Source organism: Citricoccus sp. I39-566 (assembly GCF_031432995.1).
Classification (GTDB): Bacteria; Actinomycetota; Actinomycetes; order Actinomycetales; family Micrococcaceae; genus Citricoccus; species Citricoccus nitrophenolicus_A.
Genome location: NZ_CP133842.1, coordinates 1,977,972 through 1,996,765 on the forward strand (window position 1 = coordinate 1,977,972; position 18,794 = coordinate 1,996,765).

14 protein-coding genes and 1 tRNA gene are annotated in these 18,794 nt (G+C 70.7%); 11 read left to right on the forward strand and 4 right to left on the reverse strand.

Annotated elements, in window-relative coordinates:
• Positions 1–7 precede the first annotated feature (7 nt).
• The 3 genes from RE421_RS09085 to RE421_RS09095 form a co-directional block, all read right to left on the reverse strand.
• Positions 8–1,555, reverse strand: a complete 1,548-nt coding sequence (locus RE421_RS09085; protein WP_309808968.1) for a M23 family metallopeptidase — start codon at positions 1,553–1,555, stop codon at positions 8–10.
• 267 nt (positions 1,556–1,822) lie between these two features.
• A tRNA-Lys gene (locus tag RE421_RS09090) sits at positions 1,823–1,898 on the reverse strand.
• Positions 1,899–2,011: 113 nt separating this feature from the next.
• A complete protein-coding gene (locus RE421_RS09095; protein WP_309808971.1) occupies positions 2,012–2,479 on the reverse strand; it encodes a hypothetical protein in 468 nt (155 codons plus the stop codon).
• Between the two features lie 96 nt (positions 2,480–2,575).
• On the opposite strand from RE421_RS09095, the gene ilvD reads away from it, so the two are divergent.
• The 11 genes from ilvD (at position 2,576) to gltX (ending at position 17,397) form a co-directional block, all read left to right on the forward strand.
• Positions 2,576–4,324, forward strand: a complete 1,749-nt coding sequence (ilvD, locus tag RE421_RS09100) for a dihydroxy-acid dehydratase (protein ID WP_309808974.1) — start codon at positions 2,576–2,578, stop codon at positions 4,322–4,324.
• Positions 4,325–4,714: 390 nt separating this feature from the next.
• Positions 4,715–6,553, forward strand: coding sequence for an acetolactate synthase large subunit (locus RE421_RS09105; protein WP_396134478.1), 1,839 nt, complete (start codon positions 4,715–4,717; stop codon positions 6,551–6,553).
• Position 6,554: 1 nt separating this feature from the next.
• The gene (ilvN, locus tag RE421_RS09110; RefSeq protein ID WP_309808979.1) at positions 6,555–7,067 is read left to right on the forward strand and encodes an acetolactate synthase small subunit; all 513 of its coding nucleotides are present in this window, start codon (positions 6,555–6,557) and stop codon (positions 7,065–7,067) included.
• Positions 7,068–7,119: 52 nt separating this feature from the next.
• Positions 7,120–8,151: a ketol-acid reductoisomerase gene (gene ilvC / locus RE421_RS09115; RefSeq protein ID WP_309808982.1), complete on the forward strand. Its 1,032-nt coding sequence runs from the start codon at positions 7,120–7,122 to the stop codon at positions 8,149–8,151.
• Between the two features lie 148 nt (positions 8,152–8,299).
• Positions 8,300–9,898 (forward strand): phosphoglycerate dehydrogenase, encoded by a 1,599-nt coding sequence (gene serA / locus RE421_RS09120; protein ID WP_309808983.1) that lies wholly within the window; start codon positions 8,300–8,302, stop codon positions 9,896–9,898.
• A gap of 80 nt (positions 9,899–9,978) precedes the next feature.
• Positions 9,979–10,767, forward strand: a complete 789-nt coding sequence (locus RE421_RS09125; protein ID WP_309808985.1) for a hypothetical protein — start codon at positions 9,979–9,981, stop codon at positions 10,765–10,767.
• Positions 10,768–10,776: 9 nt separating this feature from the next.
• Positions 10,777–12,426 carry a methionine--tRNA ligase gene (metG, locus tag RE421_RS09130; RefSeq protein ID WP_309808988.1) on the forward strand — a complete coding sequence of 550 codons (1,650 nt, stop codon included), beginning with the start codon at positions 10,777–10,779 and terminating at the stop codon, positions 12,424–12,426.
• An 83-nt stretch (positions 12,427–12,509) separates the two neighbouring features.
• Positions 12,510–13,616, forward strand: coding sequence for a 3-isopropylmalate dehydrogenase (locus tag RE421_RS09135; protein ID WP_309808989.1), 1,107 nt, complete (start codon positions 12,510–12,512; stop codon positions 13,614–13,616).
• 30 nt (positions 13,617–13,646) lie between these two features.
• A complete protein-coding gene (locus tag RE421_RS09140; protein ID WP_309817234.1) occupies positions 13,647–14,801 on the forward strand; it encodes a branched-chain amino acid aminotransferase in 1,155 nt (384 codons plus the stop codon).
• Positions 14,802–14,883: 82 nt separating this feature from the next.
• The gene (locus RE421_RS09145; protein ID WP_309808991.1) at positions 14,884–15,678 is read left to right on the forward strand and encodes a fumarylacetoacetate hydrolase family protein; all 795 of its coding nucleotides are present in this window, start codon (positions 14,884–14,886) and stop codon (positions 15,676–15,678) included.
• A gap of 162 nt (positions 15,679–15,840) precedes the next feature.
• A complete protein-coding gene (gene gltX / locus RE421_RS09150; RefSeq protein WP_309808995.1) occupies positions 15,841–17,397 on the forward strand; it encodes a glutamate--tRNA ligase in 1,557 nt (518 codons plus the stop codon).
• A 21-nt stretch (positions 17,398–17,418) separates the two neighbouring features.
• On the opposite strand, the gene RE421_RS09155 is transcribed toward gltX, so the two are convergent.
• The gene (locus RE421_RS09155) at positions 17,419–18,744 is read right to left on the reverse strand and encodes an APC family permease (protein ID WP_309808997.1); all 1,326 of its coding nucleotides are present in this window, start codon (positions 18,742–18,744) and stop codon (positions 17,419–17,421) included.
• Between the last annotated feature and the right edge of the window lie 50 nt (positions 18,745–18,794).

An 18,794-nucleotide genomic window follows, 5' to 3' on the forward strand; every position in this document is an offset into this window, starting at 1 on the left:
GCGGCCGTCAGTCCGCGAGGGCGGCCGCGGCGAGGAAATCCTGGTCCGAGCACAGGGGAAGCGACTCCAGCCAGGCGGTGGACGGGTCGACCTCGGTGAGCAGGTCCTGGTCCACGAGCTCGGGCTCACCCTGCGCGTCCAGCACCGCGATGATCTCCGTCAGGACGGTCTCCGCGGTGATGACCACCGACTCGCCCTCGAGGTCCTCCGGGTCCAGGGCGACGCACCAGCGCGCCGCCTCCTTCTCCGTCAGCACCACCGGGGGAGTCGGCGGTGCCGGGGCCTCGGGGTCCGTGGGCGCGGGAGGCTCCGGGGTGGGTGTCGGAGTCGGAGTCGGAGTCGGGGTTGGGGTCGGAGTCGGGGTGGGGGTCGGCGTGGGGTCCGGGTCCGTGGGCACGGTCGGCTCCGGGGTGGGCGTCGGCGAGGGGGTCGGCGCGGGCGCCGGAGCCGTGCTCGGCGGCGCGGTGGGCTTCGGCGTGGGGCGTTCGGGTGCCGTGGGCCTGCTGGTGGGCTGGGGCGTCGGCTGGGGGGCCGGCTTCGCGGTGGGCTGGGCCGGCTTGGCGGTCGGCTTGCTGGTCGGCGTGGCCGGTGGCACGGTGGCGGGGCGCTCCCGCGCGGTGCTGCTGCGGGAGGACGGGCGGCCGTCCTCCCGCGGGCCGGTCGCCCTCGTAGGCGGTGTGGGCGCCGTGACGGTGCGGGCCTCCTGGCGCAGTCGCTTCAGCTCTTCCGCGGAGAGTGCCGTGGGTTGACCGGCCACAGCAGGCAGGACCAGGGCCGGATCCAGCGAGCGGCCGTCCAGGGTGATGCCGAAGTGGACGTGGCAGCCGGTGGAGTTGCCCGTGGTGCCCGCCAGCGCGATCACGTCCCCGCGGGCCACCGTGTCCCCCGGGGAGACCAGCAGCGCGGAGTTGTGGTGGTAGGCGCTGGCCAGACCCCCGCCGTGGTCGATGTCCACCCGCAGCCCGGAGGTCCCGCGGTCCGCCGCGAAGCGGACGGTCCCGTCCGCCGCCGCGTGGACCGGTGTCCCGCAGGCCACCGGGTAGTCCTGCCCGATGTGGAATTGCACGGCAGGGCCGACCCGCGTGGGGTTGATCCGCCACCCGAAGGGCGAGCTCAGGCGGATGGGGCCCGCCACCGGGTGGTCCAGCACCACGCCGAGGTCCGGCACGGCGCCGCGGTGGACGGAGGCGGGGACCTCCTCCGAGCTGCCGGAGAACGCGCCGTTGCGCTCCTGCAGGGCCCGCTGCTGGGCGGCCGAGAGCACCACGAGGGAACCGGGGTAGGCGCCGCGCACCGAGGCGAAGGTGGCGGTGACGGCCGGGGCGAGTGAGCCGGCCGGGCCCTCGCCGGAACCTCCACGGGCTGACGGGCCGGACAGGAACTCGGGGAACAGGGGGGACGACTCACGCCGCGCCTCCAGCCCACCACCGGCCGACGCGCCATCGGAGCGGCCGGCGACCGCCGCCGTCGTGCCATGGTGTTCCCCGGCCGTGCTGGCCGGCGCGTCACCGGACGGCAGGGCCGCCGTGGGGCCGATCCCTCCGGAGACGGCCATCAGTACCAATGCCGCGGTTGCCGCGCCCGCGGGTGCCCATCCACGCTTCACGATCCGGTGAACCTCCCGCGCCAGTCCCATGAGTGATACCCCGATAGCGTGGCACGCTTTGGCCACGGGAGGTAGACCTGAAGGTGAACGGAAGGTACGCCGGGCGTGTCGGATCTCACAGGATGAGACGGGGTGGGGTGGACCGGTGCGATGAGGTGATGGGTCAAACGAGCAGGACCCCGGTCCGATGACCGGGGTCCTGCTCGTCTGCTGCGGTGGTGCACCCCCCGGGACTCGAACCCGGAACCCATTGATTAAGAGTCAATTGCTCTGCCAGTTGAGCTAGAGGTGCTGGCCTGCTGGACCGGCTCAGCGGCCGGTGCAACGAGGAAAAACATTACCAGAGGATCCCGGAGGATGTGAAATCGGCGCCCCACCGAGGCCGTCTCCTCGCCTACTCGTCGCCTACTCCTCGTAGTACGAGTCCAGGGTGTCCATGAAGTGGGACATGAACTGGTGGAAGTCCTCCGCGTCGCGCTCCTGCTCGATCACGAGGGTGCCGTCCTCGCCGTGCCGCTCCCCGGCCATCAGGGACCGCAGGTTCTCCGTCAGCGGCACGCGGGGCGTGCCGGTCACCTCGAACCAGGTGCGGAATCCGGTGACAGTCTCGACCTGGTATCCGGTGCCGGTGTCCGCGAGGGTCGCCACGTTGCCGAGCGCCACCGTGGCGATGGCCAGCTCGTCCCGCACCTCCGGGAGGGCCTCGAGGTGCACGGGGCACAGCAGTAGCTCCAGAGGCTGGCGGCGGTAGCCGATCGTCCAGGGGTTCCCGGCCCCGGAGGGCTGCCCATAGACCAGGTTGAAATCCCCGTGGTTGATGACCCGGGAGTCGAAGGCCTCACGGAGCAGGTGCTTCAGGTCTTCGCCGTCCATGGGACCAGTCTACGGATGGCGCCGGAGGGGTCCGGAGCGGGACACCGCTTGTCACGTGCGCCACGTGCGCACGGCGGCAGTCCTAGGATGGGGGCCATGATCAGCCCCACCGCAGACACCACCCTCCCCGGGGAACCCGCCGGCAACGACGCCTCCACCCCGGACATCAAGCCCCGCTCCCGCGCGGTCACCGACGGCATGGAGCGCGCCCCCGCCCGCGGCATGCTCCGTGCGGTCGGCATGGGCGACGATGACTTCGCCAAGCCACAGATCGGCATCGCCAGCTCGTGGAACGAGATCACCCCCTGCAACCTGTCCCTGGACCGCCTCGCGCAGGCGTCCAAGGAGGGCGTGCACGCCGGTGGTGGCTACCCGCTCGAGTTCGGCACCATCTCCGTGTCCGACGGCATCTCCATGGGCCATGATGGCATGCACTACTCACTCGTCTCCCGGGAGGTCATCGCCGACTCCGTGGAGACCGTGATGCAGGCCGAGCGCCTGGACGGCTCCGTCCTGCTGGCCGGCTGTGACAAGTCCCTGCCGGGCATGCTGATGGCCGCGGCACGCCTGGACGTCTCCAGCGTCTTCATCTACGCCGGCTCCACCATGCCCGGCTACGCCACCCTGGAGGACGGCACCGAGAAGCAGGTCACCCTGATCGACGCCTTCGAGGCCGTGGGCGCGTGCGCCCGGGGGCTGATGAGCCAGAAGGACCTGGACTCCATCGAGCGGGCCATCTGCCCGGGCGAGGGGGCCTGCGGCGGCATGTACACCGCCAACACCATGGCCTGCATCGGCGAGGCCCTCGGCATGTCCCTACCCGGCTCCGCCGCCCCGCCCTCGGCCGACCGCCGCCGCGACGCGTTCTCCCGCAAGTCCGGCGAGGCCGTGGTGAACCTGCTGCGGCTGGGCATCACCTCGCGCGACATCATGACCAAGAAGGCCTTCGAGAACGCGATCGCCGTGACCATGGCCTTCGGCGGCTCCTCCAACGCCGTGCTGCACCTGCTGGCGATCGCCCGCGAGGCCGGCGTGGACCTGCAGCTGGACGACTTCAACCGCATCGGGGACAAGGTGCCCCACCTGGGCGACCTCAAGCCCTTCGGCCAGTACGTCATGACGGACGTGGACAAGGTCGGCGGCGTCCCCGTGGTCATGAAGGCCCTGCTGGACGCCGGGCTCATCCACGGCGACGCGCTGACCGTCACGGGCAAGACCGTGGCCGAGAACCTCGCGGACATCACCCCGCCGGACCTGGACGGCAAGGTCCTGCGCGCCCTCGACAACCCGCTGCACCACAACGGCGGCCTCGCCGTCCTCAAGGGCACCCTGGCCCCCGAGGGCGCCGTGGTGAAGTCCGCCGGCTTCGACGCCGACGTCTTCGAGGGCACCGCCCGCGTCTTCGAGCGCGAGCAGCATGCCATGGAGGCGCTCGAGAACGGCCAGATGCAGGCCGGCGACGTGGTGGTCATCCGCTACGAGGGTCCCAAGGGCGGCCCCGGAATGCGCGAGATGCTGGCCATCACCGGTGCCATCAAGGGCGCCGGCCTGGGCAAGGACGTCCTGCTGCTCACCGACGGCCGCTTCTCGGGCGGTACCACCGGCCTGTGCATCGGTCACGTGGCCCCCGAGGCGTCCGACGGCGGCCCCATCGCCTTCGTGCGCGACGGGGACCGGATCCGGGTGGACATCGCGGCCCGCACCTTGGACCTGCTGGTCCCGGGCGAGGAGCTCGCCGCCCGCCAGGACGGGTGGGAGCCGATCCCGCCGAAGTTCACCACGGGCGTCCTCGGCAAGTACGCCAAGCTGGTGCACTCGGCCGCGGAGGGCGCCTACCTCGGTTGACGTCCACAGAACGGACAGCCGTCTCACGATGTGAGACGGCTGTCCGGTGGATTGACACCATCAGCACCACCTCGGGGATACTGGACCCATGTCCAACACGCGACGAGTCGTCGTTATCCAGCGCCTGGCCTGAACCACGGTTCGGTACGGCGGGTCCGCCCGCTGCCAGGCGCCAGACCCCGAGTAGGCCGACCGGCCGCCGTCGGGGTTTTTTTGTTGGGGAAGCGGAACGGGACCGGCCACCACATCGGTTCCACAGGTTTCCCCGCCGTGAGGCGGGCGGACCGGGGGACACCCGGGCCGGCACCCAAGGCGCACCAGTCGCCATCGGACAAGCAGTGACGAAGAGGCACAGCAATGAGTAACGGATCACGCGTCACCCCGTCGGTGATGCCATCCCATGCAGCCCGCGACAAGCGGGACAAGAACGAGTCCACCGCGGACAGCCTCGTCCCGGGGCCGAATCGCGTGGTCGGGCCGGTGCAGATGACCGGTTCCGCGGCGATCGTGCGGGCCCTGGAGGAGCTGGGCGTCACGGACGTCTTCGGACTCCCGGGCGGGGCCATCCTGCCGACGTACGACCCGCTGATGGACTCCACCGTCATCCGCCACATCCTCGTCAGGCACGAGCAGGGGGCGGGGCACGCGGCGCAGGGCTACTACCTGGCCTCCGGCCGGCCCGGTGTGGCCATCGCGACCTCGGGCCCCGGCGCCACCAACCTGGTCACGGCGATCGCGGATGCGCACATGGACTCCCAGGCCTGCGTGTTCATCACCGGCCAGGTGGCCTCCAGTGCGATCGGCTCCGACGCCTTCCAGGAGGCGGACATCGTGGGCATCACCATGCCGATCACCAAGCACTCCCGGCTGATCACCGACGCCGCGGACATCCCGCAGGCCCTGGCCGAGGCCTTCCACATCGCCACCACGGGGCGCCCCGGTCCCGTGCTGATCGACGTGGCCAAGGACGCGCAGCAGGCGATGATGGAGTTCTCCTGGCCGCCGCGGATCGAACTGCCCGGCTACCGCCCCGTGGTGCGGGGCCACTCCAAGCAGGTGCGCGAGGCGGCCCGGCTAATCCAGGAGGCCGAGCGGCCGGTGCTCTACGTGGGCGGCGGTGTGTCCCGCGGCCACGCGAGCGTGGAGCTGGCCGAACTGGCCGAACTGACCGGCGCGCCGGTGGTGACCACCCTGACCGCCCGCGGCGTGTTCCCGGACTCCCACGCCCAGCACCTGGGCATGCCCGGCATGCACGGCTCGGTGGCCGCCGTGTCCGCGCTGCAGATGTCCGATCTGCTCATCACGCTCGGCGCGCGCTTCGACGACCGCGTCACGGGGCAGCTGTCCAGCTTCGCACCCAAGGCCAAGGTCATCCACGCGGACATCGACCCGGCGGAGATCTCCAAGAACCGCACGGCGGACGTGCCGATCGTGGGCTCGGTCAAGGAGATCATCCCCGAGCTGAGCGATGCCGTGCGGGACTCCCACGCCGTGTCCGGCGCCCCGGACCTGACCGAGTGGTGGACCGTGCTGCAGCGCCTGCGCGAGACCTACCCGATGGGCTACGCGCCCACCGAGGACGGGCTGATGAGCCCCCAGAAGGTCATCGAGCGGCTCTCGGCGCACTCCGGCCCGGAGGCCGTCTACGTGGCCGGCGTGGGCCAGCACCAGATGTGGGCCAGCCAGTTCGTGCAGTACGAGCGTCCCCACCAGTGGCTGAACTCGGCGGGGCTCGGGACCATGGGCTTCTCAGTCCCGGCCGCCATGGGGGCCCAGGTGGGCAACCCGGACCGCGTGGTCTGGGCGATCGACGGAGACGGCTGCTTCCAGATGACCAACCAGGAACTGGCCACCTGCCTGATCAACAAGATCCCGATCAAAGTGGCGATCATCAACAACTCCTCGCTGGGCATGGTCCGGCAGTGGCAGACCCTGTTCTACGAGTCCCGGTACTCCAACACCGACCTGAACACCGGGCATGACACCATCAGGGTGCCCGACTTCGTCAAGCTCGCCGAGGCCTACGGCTGCGTGGGGCTGCGCTGCGAGCGTGACGAGGACATCGACGCCACCATCGAGCAGGCCCTGGCGATCAACGACCGACCCGTGGTGGTGGACTTCGTGGTCTCCCGTGACTCCATGGTGTGGCCGATGGTCCCCTCCGGTGTCTCCAACAGCGAGATCCAGGTGGCCAAGGACATGACCCCGGACTGGGACGAGGAGGACTGACATGGCAAGGCACACACTGTCCGTACTGGTCGAGGACGTGCCGGGCGTGCTGACGCGCGTGGCCAGCCTCTTCGCGCGCCGCGCCTTCAACATCCACTCCCTGGCGGTGGGCACCTCGGAGCTCGAGGGCCTGTCCCGCATCACCGTGGTGGTGGACGCCGAGGGCGACCTGCTGGAGCAGGTCACCAAGCAGCTGAACAAGCTGGTCAACGTCATCAAGGTGGTCGAACTGGCCGCCGACGCCTCCGTCCAGCGCGACCACCTGCTGGTCAAGGTCCGTTCCGACGCCGCGTCCCGGTCCCAGGTGGTCCAGGCCGTCGAGCTCTTCCGGGCGTCCGTCGTGGACGTCTCCACGGACTCGGTGACCATCGAGGCCACCGGGGCCGCGGACAAGCTCTCCGCCCTGCTCGAGGTCCTGGAGCCCTTCGGCATCCGCGAGCTCGTGCGCTCCGGCACCATCGCCGTCGGGCGCGGGGGCAAGTCGATGACCGACCGCGCCCTCCCCAAGAACTGATCCTTCGGATCCGACCAACGTCAACATCACCCCCAACAAGAGGAGAACTCCTGTGTCGACCACCAAGTACTACGAAGACGACGCCGACCTGTCGATCATCCAGGGCCGCACCGTCGCCGTCATCGGCTACGGCTCCCAGGGCCATGCGCACTCCCTGAGCCTGCGTGACTCCGGCGTCGACGTCCGCATCGGCCTCGCCGAGGGGTCGAAGTCCCGCGCCAAGGCCGAGTCCGAGGGCCTGCGCGTCGTCACCGTGGCGGAGGCCGCCGCCGAGGCCGACCTGATCATGATCCTCACCCCGGACCAGGTCCAGGGCGCGGTCTACAACGAGCACATCGCCCCGAACCTGCAGGACGGGGACGCCCTGTTCTTCGCCCACGGCTTCAACATCCGCTACGGCTACATCCAGCCGCCGGCCGGTGTGGACGTGGCCCTGGTCGCCCCGAAGGGCCCAGGCCACGTGGTCCGCCGCGAGTTCGAGGCCGGCCGCGGCGTGCCGGCGCTGATCGCCGTGGAGCAGGACGCCACGGGCAACGCCAAGGACCTGGCCCTGGCCTACGCCAAGGGCATCGGCGGCACCCGGGCCGGCGTCATCGAGACCACCTTCACCGAGGAGACCGAGTCGGACCTCTTCGGCGAGCAGGCCGTGCTCTGCGGCGGCGCCTCGCAGCTGGTCCAGTACGGCTTCGAGACCCTGACCGAGGCCGGCTACCAGCCGGAGATCGCCTACTTCGAGGTGCTGCACGAGCTCAAGCTGATCGTGGACCTGATGGTCGAGGGCGGCATCGCCAAGCAGCGCTGGTCCGTCTCGGACACCGCCGAGTACGGCGACTACGTCTCCGGCCCGCGCGTGATCGACCCGTCCGTCAAGGAGAACATGAAGGCCGTGCTGGCGGACATCCAGGACGGCACCTTCGCGAAGCGCTTCATGGACGACCAGGCCGCCGGCGGCCCCGAGTTCAAGCAGCTGCGCGCCGCCGGCGAGGCCCACCCGATCGAGAAGACCGGCCGCGAGCTGCGCCAGATGTTCTCCTGGCTCAAGGACTCGGACGACGACTACACCGAGGGCACCGCGGCCCGCTGAGCCGCCTGACCTCACCATTCCCGCTGAATGGCCCGGCATCGGCCCCTCGTCTTGTGCGAGGGGCCGGTGCCGTCTGGCTCTAGAATCGAGAACGGCCGAGGCGAGCAACCGCCTCGGCGCCCCAAGACCAAACGAAGGTGATTGACCCGTGTCTGAGACCAAGCCCGTAGTCCTCATTGCTGAAGAACTCTCCCCGGCCACGGTGGACGCGCTCGGTCCGGACTTCGAGATCAGGACCACGGACGGATCGGACCGGGCCCAGCTGCTGGCGGCCCTGCCGGAGGCCAACGCGGTGCTGGTCCGCTCGGCCACCACCATGGACGCCGAGGCCATCGCGGCCGCCCCGCACCTGAAGGTCATCGCCCGCGCCGGCGTCGGGCTGGACAACGTGGACACCAAGGCGGCCACCCAGGCCGGCGTGATGGTCGTCAACGCCCCCACCTCCAACATCCTCTCCGCCGCGGAGCTGACGTGCGGCCACATCCTCGGGGTGGCCCGCAACATCGCCCCGGCCAACCGGGCCCTCAAGGGCGGCGAGTGGAAGCGTTCCAAGTACTCGGGCGTGGAACTGTACGAGAAGAAGCTCGGCATCATCGGGCTGGGGCGCATTGGCTCCCTCGTGGCCGAGCGCATGCGCTCCTTCGGCATGGAGATCCTGGCCTACGACCCGTACGTCACCTCCGCCCGCGCCCAGCAGATCGGCGCCCGGCTGCTCTCCCTGGACGAGCTGCTGGCGGAGGCCGACTTCCTCACCATCCACATGCCCAAGACGCCGGAGACCATCGGCATGATCTCGGACGAACAGTTCCGGATCATGAAGGACACCGCCTTCGTGGTGAACGTGGCCCGCGGCGGGCTGATCGACGAGGAGGCGCTGGACCGCGCCCTGACCGCCGGCATCATCGGCGGCGCCGCGATCGACGTGTTCTCCGCCGAGCCCGCCGTCGACCTGCCGTTCTTCGCCCACGACCGCGCCGTGGTCACCCCGCACCTGGGCGCCTCCACCACCGAGGCCCAGGAGAAGGCCGGCGTGTCCGTGGCCAAGTCCGTCCGCCTGGCCCTGGCCGGGGAACTCGTCCCGGACGCGGTCAACGTGGCCGGCGGCGTCATCCACGAGGACGTCCGCCCCGGCATCCCGCTGGCCGAGAAGCTGGGCCGCATCCTCACCGCCCTGTCCACGGGGGACTCCCTCACCGTGGTGGAGCTGGAGGTCGCGGGCGAGATCGCGGACAAGGACGTGAAGTCGCTGCAGCTGGCGGCGCTCAAGGGCGTGTTCACGGACGTGGTCTCGGACCAGGTCTCCTACGTCAACGCCCCGGTCCTGGCCGAGCAGCGCGGCGTCGAGTCGCGGCTGACCACCACCGCCGAGTCCCCGGCCTACCGCAACACCGTCACCGTCAAGGGCGCCACCTCCAACGGCACCCAGATCTCCGTGGCCGGCACCCTGACCGGGCCCAAGCAGGTCCAGAAGGTCGTGGGGATCGACGGCTACGAGCTCGAGGTCCCCATGGCCGAGCACCTGCTCGTGTTCCGCTACGCCGACCGCCCGGGCGTCATCGGCACCATCGGCCAGGTCCTCGGGGACGCCGGGGTGAACATCGCCGGCATGGATGTCTCCCGCCAGGTCGAGGGCGGCGAGGCCCTGGCCCTGCTGACCCTGGACGCGGCGCTGCCGGCCGGTGTGGCCGAGGAGCTCGGGCAGGCGATCGGCGCCTCGAAGGTGGCCGGCATCGACCTCGAGGACTGAGTTCCCGCCCCGGGGCTGACCTCGGGAGCGGGGCTGTCGTCTCTCATTAATCTCTCATGGGCCCGTGGTTCACTGACCTGATGCGAAACACCCAGGAAACCACCAGCTACCGGTCAGCCGAGAATGACTGGTGGCGACCGCTGCTGTGGACGCTGTGTGCCGTCAGCGTGGCCCTCGTGGCGGTCTCGGCCATCGTCCCCGTCCTCCTGGGCGTGGGGCCGGGGCACCGGGGCTCGCTCGTCCGGCTGTTCTTCGATGTGGCGGATGAACGCAACCTCCCGGCCTGGTGGAACTCCGGCCTGCTGTTGCTCGCGGCCTTCTTCTGCGCCGGCGTGGGCCAATTGCGCCGGCGCTGCGGTGCCGACGGCCGGGCGGGGTGGCTGGCCTGGTGGGGGATCGCGGCGCTCCTCGGGCTCATGTCGCTGGACGAGTTCGCCGGGTTCCATGAGCATCTGGACCGCGTGTGGGACGCCGTGGTGGGGGAGAACCCGCTGCGGGCCTACGAGTGGCTGATGCTCGGCGTCCCGCTGGGACTGGCGGTGGTCGTCTTCGTCTGGCTGTGCTCGCGGACGCTGCCCCGGACCACGGCCCGGCTCCTGATGGGCGGGTTGCTGGTCCTGTTCACCGGGGCCCTCGTCCTCGAGGCGGTGCCGCTGTTCCTCGACCTGCCCCGGAACTCGGTGGGGTTCGTTGCGGCCTATCACGCCGAGGAGCTGTTCGAGTTCATCGGCAGCTCGATGCTGGCCGTGGCACCCCTGGCCTCCCTGGGGGTGCGGCGTCCCACGGTCGGCGGCGGGTTGGAGGTGGACTGGGTCCCGGCGCCCCGGGTGCGCACGGATCCGGACCGGCAGGCCGTGCCGATGCGATAGATTCGATGGGTGACTTCTCCGGTGCATGCCCCCCAGAACCAGACCCCGTCCCGGGAGTCGTACTACCTGACGACCGCCATCCACTATCCCAACGGTGAGCCGCACATCGGCCATGCCTACGAGATGGTCGGCACGGACGTGATGGCCCGCTTCCAGCGGCTGGACGGCCACGACGTCTACTTCCTGACGGGGACGGACGAGCACGGGCAGAAGATGGCCCAGACCGCCGAGCGCGAGGGGATCACCCCGCTTCAGCTGGCCACCCGCAACTCGGCGGCCTTCCAGCGGATGGACGACGAGGTCCTCGACATCTCCTACGACCGATTCATCCGCACCACGGAGCGGGAGCACCACCTGGCCAGCCAAGAGATCTGGCGGCGCATGGAGGCCGCCGGGGACATCTACCTGGACCGCTACTCCGGCTGGTACTCGGTGCGGGACGAGCGGTTCTTCACCGAGGACGAGACCGAGGTGCGCGAGGACGGCCAGCGCTATGCCACCGAGACCGGCACCGAGGTGACCTGGACCGAGGAGGAGAGCTACTTCTTCCGCCTCTCGAGGTACCAGCAGCCGCTGCTGGATCTCTACCGCGAGCGGCCGGACTTCTCCGGCCCGCGGTACCGGTTCAACGAGGTCATTCGCTTCGTGGAGTCCGGGCTGGAGGATCTGTCCATCTCCCGCACCTCCTTCGACTGGGGCATCGACGTCCCGGCGCCGGCCGCGGGCTCCGGCAGCCGGCCGACGCAGGACCACGTCATGTACGTCTGGGTGGATGCCCTGACGAACTACCTGACGGGCGCGGGCTTCCCGGAGACCGACTCCGAGCAGTTCCGCCGCTTCTGGCCCGCCGACCTGCACGTGATCGGCAAGGACATCTCCCGGTTCCACTGCATCTTCTGGCCGGCCTTCCTGCTCAGCGCCGGGATCGAGCTGCCGAGGCGCATCATGATCCACGGCTTCCTCAACAACAACGGCGAGAAGATGTCCAAGTCGCTGGGCAACGTGGTCGCCCCCGCCGAGTGGGTGGACCGGTACGGGCTCGATGCCGTGCGCTTCTTCCTGCTGCGGGAGTTCTCCTTCGGCGCGGACGGCTCCTACAACCACGACGCCGTGGTGGGCCGCAAGAACGCCGACCTGGCGAACAACCTGGGCAACCTGGCCCAGCGGTCCCTGTCCATGGTGGCCAAGAACCTCGCCGGCGCCGTGCCGGAGCCGGGGGAGTTCACGGCGGCGGACCGCGCGCTGCTGGAGGCGGCCGCGGGCCTGCTGGCCACCGCCCGCGCCGACTACGCCGTGCAGGACTACCACCACGCGCTCGAGTCGACGTGGGCCGTGCTGGGGGACGCCAACGCCTACTTCGCCGAGCAGCAGCCGTGGGTGCTGCGCAAGACCGATCCGGAGCGGATGGCCACCGTGCTCTACGTGACGCTGGAGACGGTGCGCCGGGTGGCGCTGCTGGTGCAGCCCGTCATGCCCGGCTCGGCCACGCAGCTGCTGGACCTGCTCGGCGTGGAGGCCTCCGGCGACGCCGGCCGCACCGGTTCCTCGGGCGCCGGCCCGCGTTCCTTCGCGGCCTGGGACGCGGCCCTGGTGCCCGGCACCGTCCTGCCCGCGCCGCGCCCGGTCTTCCCCCGGCACGAGGAGCCCGACGCCGGCTGACCCGCCTCGCGCCACTTGTCCAGTATGTGGACGGGGTGACCGCATGGTGGACGGTGCCGGCGGGAGCGACCTAGCCTGAGCGGATGGAGAACGCAGCCACCATCCCCGCCCCGACCACCGGTCCGAACCCAGCGCTGGACCTCGCCGTGATCGGCGGGGATGGGATCGGCCCCGAGGTGACCGCTGAGGCGGTCAAGGTCCTGCGGGCCGCCACGGAGGCGGCCGGCGACGCCGGGATCACCACCACGGAGTACTCCCTCGGCGCAGCCCACTGGCTCGCCACGGGAGAGACCCTGACCGACGAGACGCTGGACCGGTTGCGCGGTCACGACGCGATCCTCTTCGGCGCGGTCGGCGCCGCACCCAACGACACGCGGATCCCGTCCGGGCTGATCGAGCGGGACCTGCTGCTCAAGCTGCGCTTCACGCTGGACCACGGTGTCAACCTCCGCCCCTCCCGCCTCTACCCGGGCGTCGTGAGCCCGCTCTCGGCCCCCGGGGACATCGACTTCGTGGTGGTGCGCGAGGGCACCGAGGGACCCTACGTGGGCAACGGCGGGGCCATCCGCACCGGGACCCCGCAGGAGATCGCCACCGAGGTCTCCGTCAACACCGCCTTCGGCGTGGAGCGGGTGGTCCGCCATGCCTTCGCCCTGGCTGCCGGGCGCCCCCGCCAGCACGTGACCCTGGTGCACAAGCACAACGTGCTGGTCCACGCGGGCCACCTGTGGCGCCGGACGGTGGAGGCCGTCGCGGCCGAGTACCCACAGGTCTCCCACGACTACATGCACGTGGATGCCGCCACGATCTTCCTGACCACCGATCCCGCGCGGTTCGACGTGATCGTCACGGACAACCTCTTCGGGGACATCCTCACGGACCTGGCCGCCGCCGTCACCGGGGGGATCGGCCTGGCGGCCTCCGGGAACGTCAACATCGCCGGCTCCGCGCCCTCCATGTTCGAACCCGTCCACGGTTCCGCCCCGGACATCGCCGGTCAGCAGAAGGCGGACCCCACGGCGGCCATCCTGTCCTCCGCCCTACTGCTCGAACAGGCGGGTCGGGCCGAGGCCGCCCGGCGCGTCAACGAGGCCGTGTGGTCGGACCTGGCGGCGCGCGCCACCGCGGGCGGGCAGTCGGCGTCCCGCACCACCGCGCAGGTCGGGGACGATATCGCCGGCCGACTGTGAGACTGTGAGGCAGTCCATGCCGGTCCTATGATGAAGGGACCCGATCAGAAAGAAGATGTCGCCGTGAGCCTGGAATTCGCCCGCCACCCCCACCCCTCTCCCGCCTCAGCGGAGCGGCGCCGGGAGATCCTGGCCGACCCCGGCTTCGGGAACCACTTCACGGACCACATGGTCTCCATCGACTGGACGCGGGACACCGGTGACAGCCCGGCGGCACCCCACTCCGGCGGACGGTGGCACGACGCGCGGATCGAGCCCTACGGTCCGCTGAACCTCTCCCCGGCGGCCGCCGTGTTCCACTACGCCCAGGAGATCTTCGAGGGACTCAAGGCCTACCGCCATGATGACGGCAGCGTGTGGACCTTCCGGCCCCAGGCCAACGCGGCCCGGTTGAACCGCTCCGCCCGCCGCCTGGCCCTGCCGGAGCTGCCCGAGGAGCTCTTCCTCGAGTCCCTCACCCGCCTCGTGTCCGCCGACGAGGCCTGGGTGCCGGACGGGGACGGCCAGTCCCTGTACCTGCGGCCCTTCATGATCGCCACGGAGGAGTTCCTCGGCGTGCGCCCCGCCCGGGAGGTCGGCTACAAGGTCATCGCCTCCCCGGCGGGTAACTACTTCGGCGGCAAGCTGAAGCCCGTCTCCATCTGGGTCTCTCGGGAGCTGGCCCGCGCCGGACACGGTGGCACGGGCGCCGCCAAGTTCGGGGGAAACTACGCCGCCTCCCTGGCCGCCCAGCTGGAGGCCTCCGCGCACGGCTGCGACCAGGTGCTGTTCCTGGACCCCACGCGCGAGAACGCGGTGGAGGAGCTCGGCGGCATGAACGTGTTCTTCGTCCTGGCGGACGGCAGCCTCGTCACCCCGGCACTGACCGGGACCATCCTCGAGGGCGTCACCCGCTCCTCCGTGATCCAGCTGGGCCGGGACCGTGGACTGGAGGTGGTCGAGCGCACGGTCACCCTGGACGAATGGCGCGAGGGTGTCGCCAACGGGCAGATCACGGAGGTCTTCGCCTGCGGCACCGCAGCCGTCATCACCCCGATCGGGACCCTGGTGGACGGTGAGGACTCCTTCGCCTCGCCGGAGACTGACCCGGCCACCTCGGTGGCCCTGGACATCCGCCGCGAACTGCTGGCCCTGCAGACCGGCCACGGTGACGACCGGCACGGCTGGCTGTACCGGCTGGCCTGAACTGTTCCGGCTGGCCTGAGCTAGACCGGCTGGCCTGAACCACCGTTCCGTTCCACCGGCCGCACTGGCTTAGGCTGGTTCCATGCGCATTGCCCGATTCGTCGTCGACGCCGAACCCCAGTACGGACTCATCGAGGGGGAGCCGGACGCCCCCGACCAGGACCTCGAGGTCGTGGTCCTGCACGGCGATCCGTTCTTCCAGGGGATCCAGCCCACCACCACCCGCCACCGCCTGACGGACGTGCGGCTCGTGGCGCCGATCATCCCGCGTTCCAAGATCGTGGGGGTCGGGCGCAACTGGGCCGATCACGCCTCCGAGCTGGGCAACAAGGTCCCGGACAGCCCGCAGTTCTTCCTCAAGCCCAACACCTCGGTGGTGGGGCCGGGTGAGCCGGTGACCCTGCCGTCCTGGACCGAGCAGGTGTCCTACGAGGCCGAGCTGGCCGTGGTGATCGGCACGATCTGCAAGGACGTCCCCGCCGAACGGGTCGACGACGTGGTCTTCGGATACACGGTGGGCAACGACCTCACCGCCCGGGACGCCCAGAAGGCCGACCTGCAGTGGGCCCGCGCCAAGGGCTTCGACGGGGCCTGCCCCCTGGGCCCGTGGATCGAGACCGGGCTGAAGAGCGCGGACACCGAGGACCTCGGCATCCGGATGGAGCTGGACGGAGAGCTCGTCCAGGACGGCCGCACCGCGGACATGGTCTTCGGCGTGCGCGAGATCGTCTCGACGGTCTCGCAGGCCTTCACCCTGCTGCCCGGTGACGTCATCCTCACGGGGACGCCGGCCGGCGTCGGGCTGGTGGAGGCCGGCCAGCGGACCGAGGCGACCGTCGAGGGCATCGGCACCCTGGCGACCCTCTACCGGCGCTGACCGGATCTTCTACCGCTTCCACTCCACCTTCGTCGAGCTCACGATGGCCCGGCCGGGTGACCGGCGGTCGGTGCAGCAGACCCTGACGTGGGGGTGACCCTCCACCGCCTGGTACGTCCGGGCGCTGTTGCTGAGCGCACAGCGGCTAAACTTCAGGGCATCATGACTGAATCCCTGCCCGGCACCCCTGCCCCCGCCTCCGCCGATGTCCCCGCCGTCCCCGCCGACGCGCCCGTCCGGGTCCGGTTCTGCCCCTCGCCCACCGGCACACCCCACGTCGGGCTGATCCGCACCGCCCTGTTCAACTGGGGCTGGGCGCGCCACACGGGCGGCACCATGGTGTTCCGCATCGAGGACACCGACCCCAAGCGCGATTCCGAGGAGAGCTACCAGCAGCTGCTGGAGGCCATGGCGTGGCTGGGCATCGACTGGGACGAGGGCGTGGAGGTCGGCGGCCCCCACGGCCCGTACCGCCAGTCGCAGCGGGCTCAGATCTACCAGGAGGTCATCACCAAACTCCGGGACGCGGGCTACATCTACGAGGCCTTCTCCACCGCCGAGGAGGTCGAGGCCCGGCACCGGGCCGCCGGTCGGGACCCGAAGCTGGGCTATGACAATTTCGACCGCGAGCTGTCCGAGGAGCAGAAGCAGGCCTTCCGGGCCGAGGGCCGCGAGCCGGTGCTGCGCCTGCGCATGCCGGACACGGACCTCACGTTCACGGACACCGTGCGTGGCGAGATCACCTTCCGCGCCGGCTCGGTCCCCGACTTCGTGGTGGTACGGGCGGACGGCAACCCGCTGTACACCCTGGTCAACCCCGTGGACGATGCGCTCATGGAGATCACCCACGTGTTGCGCGGTGAGGACCTGCTGTCCTCCACGCCGCGCCAGATCGCCCTGTACCGCGCCCTGTACGCGGTGGGCGTGGCGAAGTACATGCCGGAGTTCGGCCACCTTCCCTACGTGATGGGCGAGGGCAACAAGAAGCTGTCCAAGCGCGATCCCCAGTCGAACCTCTTCCTGCACCGTGAGCGCGGGTTCATCCCCGAGGGGCTCATGAACTACCTGGCCCTGCTGGGCTGGTCGCTGTCCGCGGACGAGGACATCTTCACGCGCGAGCAGTTCATCTCCGCCTTCGACATCCACCACGTGCTGGCGAATCCGGCCCGTTTCGACGAGAAGAAGGCCACCGCCATCAACGGCACCCACATCCGCCTGCTGGACGGCGCGGACTTCCGTGACCGCCTGGTGCCCTACCTGCGTGCTGCGGGCCTCGTGGGGGAGGAGCTCACCGAGCGCGAGGGCCGGATCCTGGACGCGGCGGCGCCGCTGGTCCAGGAACGCGTGGCGCTGCTGGGCGAGGCCGTGGACATGCTCGCCTTCCTTTTCCAGGCGGACGGGGAGATCACGACGGCGGAGGGGGCCCTCAAGGGGATGCCCGCCGACCTGCCGGGCGCCCTGGCCGCGGCCCGGGAGTCGCTCGCCTCGCTGGACGCGGCCACCTGGACCGTGGACGGCATCGAGGCGGCGCTGCGCGCCGCGCTGATCGACGGGCTGGGTCTCAAGCCGCGCCAGGCCTTCGGCCCGGTCCGGACCGCCGTGTCCGGCAAGAAGGTCTCCCCGCCGCTGTTCGAGTCGCTGGAGATCCTGGGACGGGAGTCGGCCCTGGCCCGGCTGGACCGGTTCGCCGCCGAGCAGGCGGCCGCCCCGGGGGCCTAGGGCTGGGAGGACCCAGCGCCGTCACCCGGCGGGCGTGCCCCGCCGCCGGTGGCGCCAGGCGGCGATGCCGGCCAGGACGGCCGCAAGGGCCAGGAACGGCACCCCGAGCCGCCAGACCTCCGCGTCCACCTGCGTGGCCAGCCCGAGGCAGGAGACGATGCCCGCGATCGGCAGGAAGGCCGGGACGCGGAAGTGCCGTGTCTGCACCCTGTCCCGGCGCAGGGCGAGGGCGGCCGCGTTCACCGCGGTGAAGACCACGAGCAGCAGCAGCACCATCGTCCCGGCCAGCACCTCCAGCGTTCCCGTCAGCGCGAGCACGAGGGAGAGGCCCGTCGTGACGAGGATGGCCACCCAGGGCGTCCGCCGCCGGGGCAGCAGCCGGGTCAGCACGGACGGCAGGAGCCCGTCCCTGGCCATGCCGTAGGCGAGGCGGGAGGACATGATGCCGGTCAGCAGGGCGCCATTGGCCACGGCCACGAGCGCGACCACGCTGAAGACGACCGGCGGGACGATGCCGGCGGCCGTGACCACCTGCAGCAGCGGGGCCGTGCTCTCGGCCAGGTCCTCCGTCGGGATGGCGGCCGACGCCGCCGCGCCCACGAGCAGGTACACGACGCCCGCGACGATCAGGGCGCCGAAGAGGGCCCGCGGGTAGGACCGTGCCGGGTCCCTGGTCTCCTCGGCGATGTTCACGCTGGTCTCGAAACCCACATAGGAATAGAAGGCCAGCACCGCCCCGGCGAGGGCGGCGGACACCGGTCCGTTCTCGGGCGTGCCGAGCTCCGCGAGCCGTCCGAGGTCCCCGTCGCCCCGCGCCACGACGACGACGCCGAGGACGATCACCAGGATCAGCCCGGAGACCTCGATGATGGTGGCGACGCGGTTGGCCCCCATCGACTCAGAAATGCCCCGGGCATTCAGCGCGGCGAGCAGTGCCAGGAAGGCGGCGACCACCAGCATCGTCGGCAGGGTCACGAACTCGGTGAGGTAGTCGCCGGCGAAGCCGAGGGAGAGTGTCCCCACCGAGACGATGCCGGCCGAGAGCATGCAGAAGCCGACGAGGAAGCCGACGAACGGTCCGAAGGCCCGCGTCGTGTAGTGGGAGGAGCCGCCAGCCTTCGGGTACTTCGTGGCGAGCTCCGCATACGACCCGGCGGTCAGCAGTGCCAGCAGCAGGGCGATCAGGAGGGGCACCCAGACGGCGCCACCGGCCGTGGCGGCGATTTCGCCCGCCAGGACGTACACGCCTGCGCCCAGCACGTCGCCGAGGATGAAGAAGAACAGTCCCGTGGTGGTGACCGTCCGGCGCAGGGACGGTGATTCGCCGGTGGTGGAGGTCGTGGCCATGGGCATACTGTAGACCGCGCTGTCGACGGCGCTGTGGTCCGCGCCGGCCG

Excerpts from the sequence above, each read along its gene's own strand:
- RE421_RS09135 (WP_309808989.1), top strand. The coding sequence starts at position 12,510 with ATGGAGAACGCAGCCACCATCCCCGCCCCGACCACCGGTCCGAACCCA.
- ilvD (WP_309808974.1), top strand. The coding sequence starts at position 2,576 with ATGATCAGCCCCACCGCAGACACCACCCTCCCCGGGGAACCCGCCGGC.
- RE421_RS09155 (WP_309808997.1), bottom strand. The coding sequence starts at position 18,744 with ATGGCCACGACCTCCACCACCGGCGAATCACCGTCCCTGCGCCGGACG.
- RE421_RS09085 (WP_309808968.1), bottom strand. The coding sequence starts at position 1,555 with ATGGCCGTCTCCGGAGGGATCGGCCCCACGGCGGCCCTGCCGTCCGGT.
- gltX (WP_309808995.1), top strand. The coding sequence starts at position 15,841 with ATGACTGAATCCCTGCCCGGCACCCCTGCCCCCGCCTCCGCCGATGTC.
- ilvN (WP_309808979.1), top strand. The coding sequence starts at position 6,555 with ATGGCAAGGCACACACTGTCCGTACTGGTCGAGGACGTGCCGGGCGTG.
- RE421_RS09145 (WP_309808991.1), top strand. The coding sequence starts at position 14,884 with ATGCGCATTGCCCGATTCGTCGTCGACGCCGAACCCCAGTACGGACTC.
- RE421_RS09095 (WP_309808971.1), bottom strand. The coding sequence starts at position 2,479 with ATGGACGGCGAAGACCTGAAGCACCTGCTCCGTGAGGCCTTCGACTCC.
- RE421_RS09125 (WP_309808985.1), top strand. The coding sequence starts at position 9,979 with ATGCGAAACACCCAGGAAACCACCAGCTACCGGTCAGCCGAGAATGAC.
- RE421_RS09140 (WP_309817234.1), top strand. The coding sequence starts at position 13,647 with ATGAAGGGACCCGATCAGAAAGAAGATGTCGCCGTGAGCCTGGAATTC.
- RE421_RS09105 (WP_396134478.1), top strand. The coding sequence starts at position 4,715 with ATGCCATCCCATGCAGCCCGCGACAAGCGGGACAAGAACGAGTCCACC.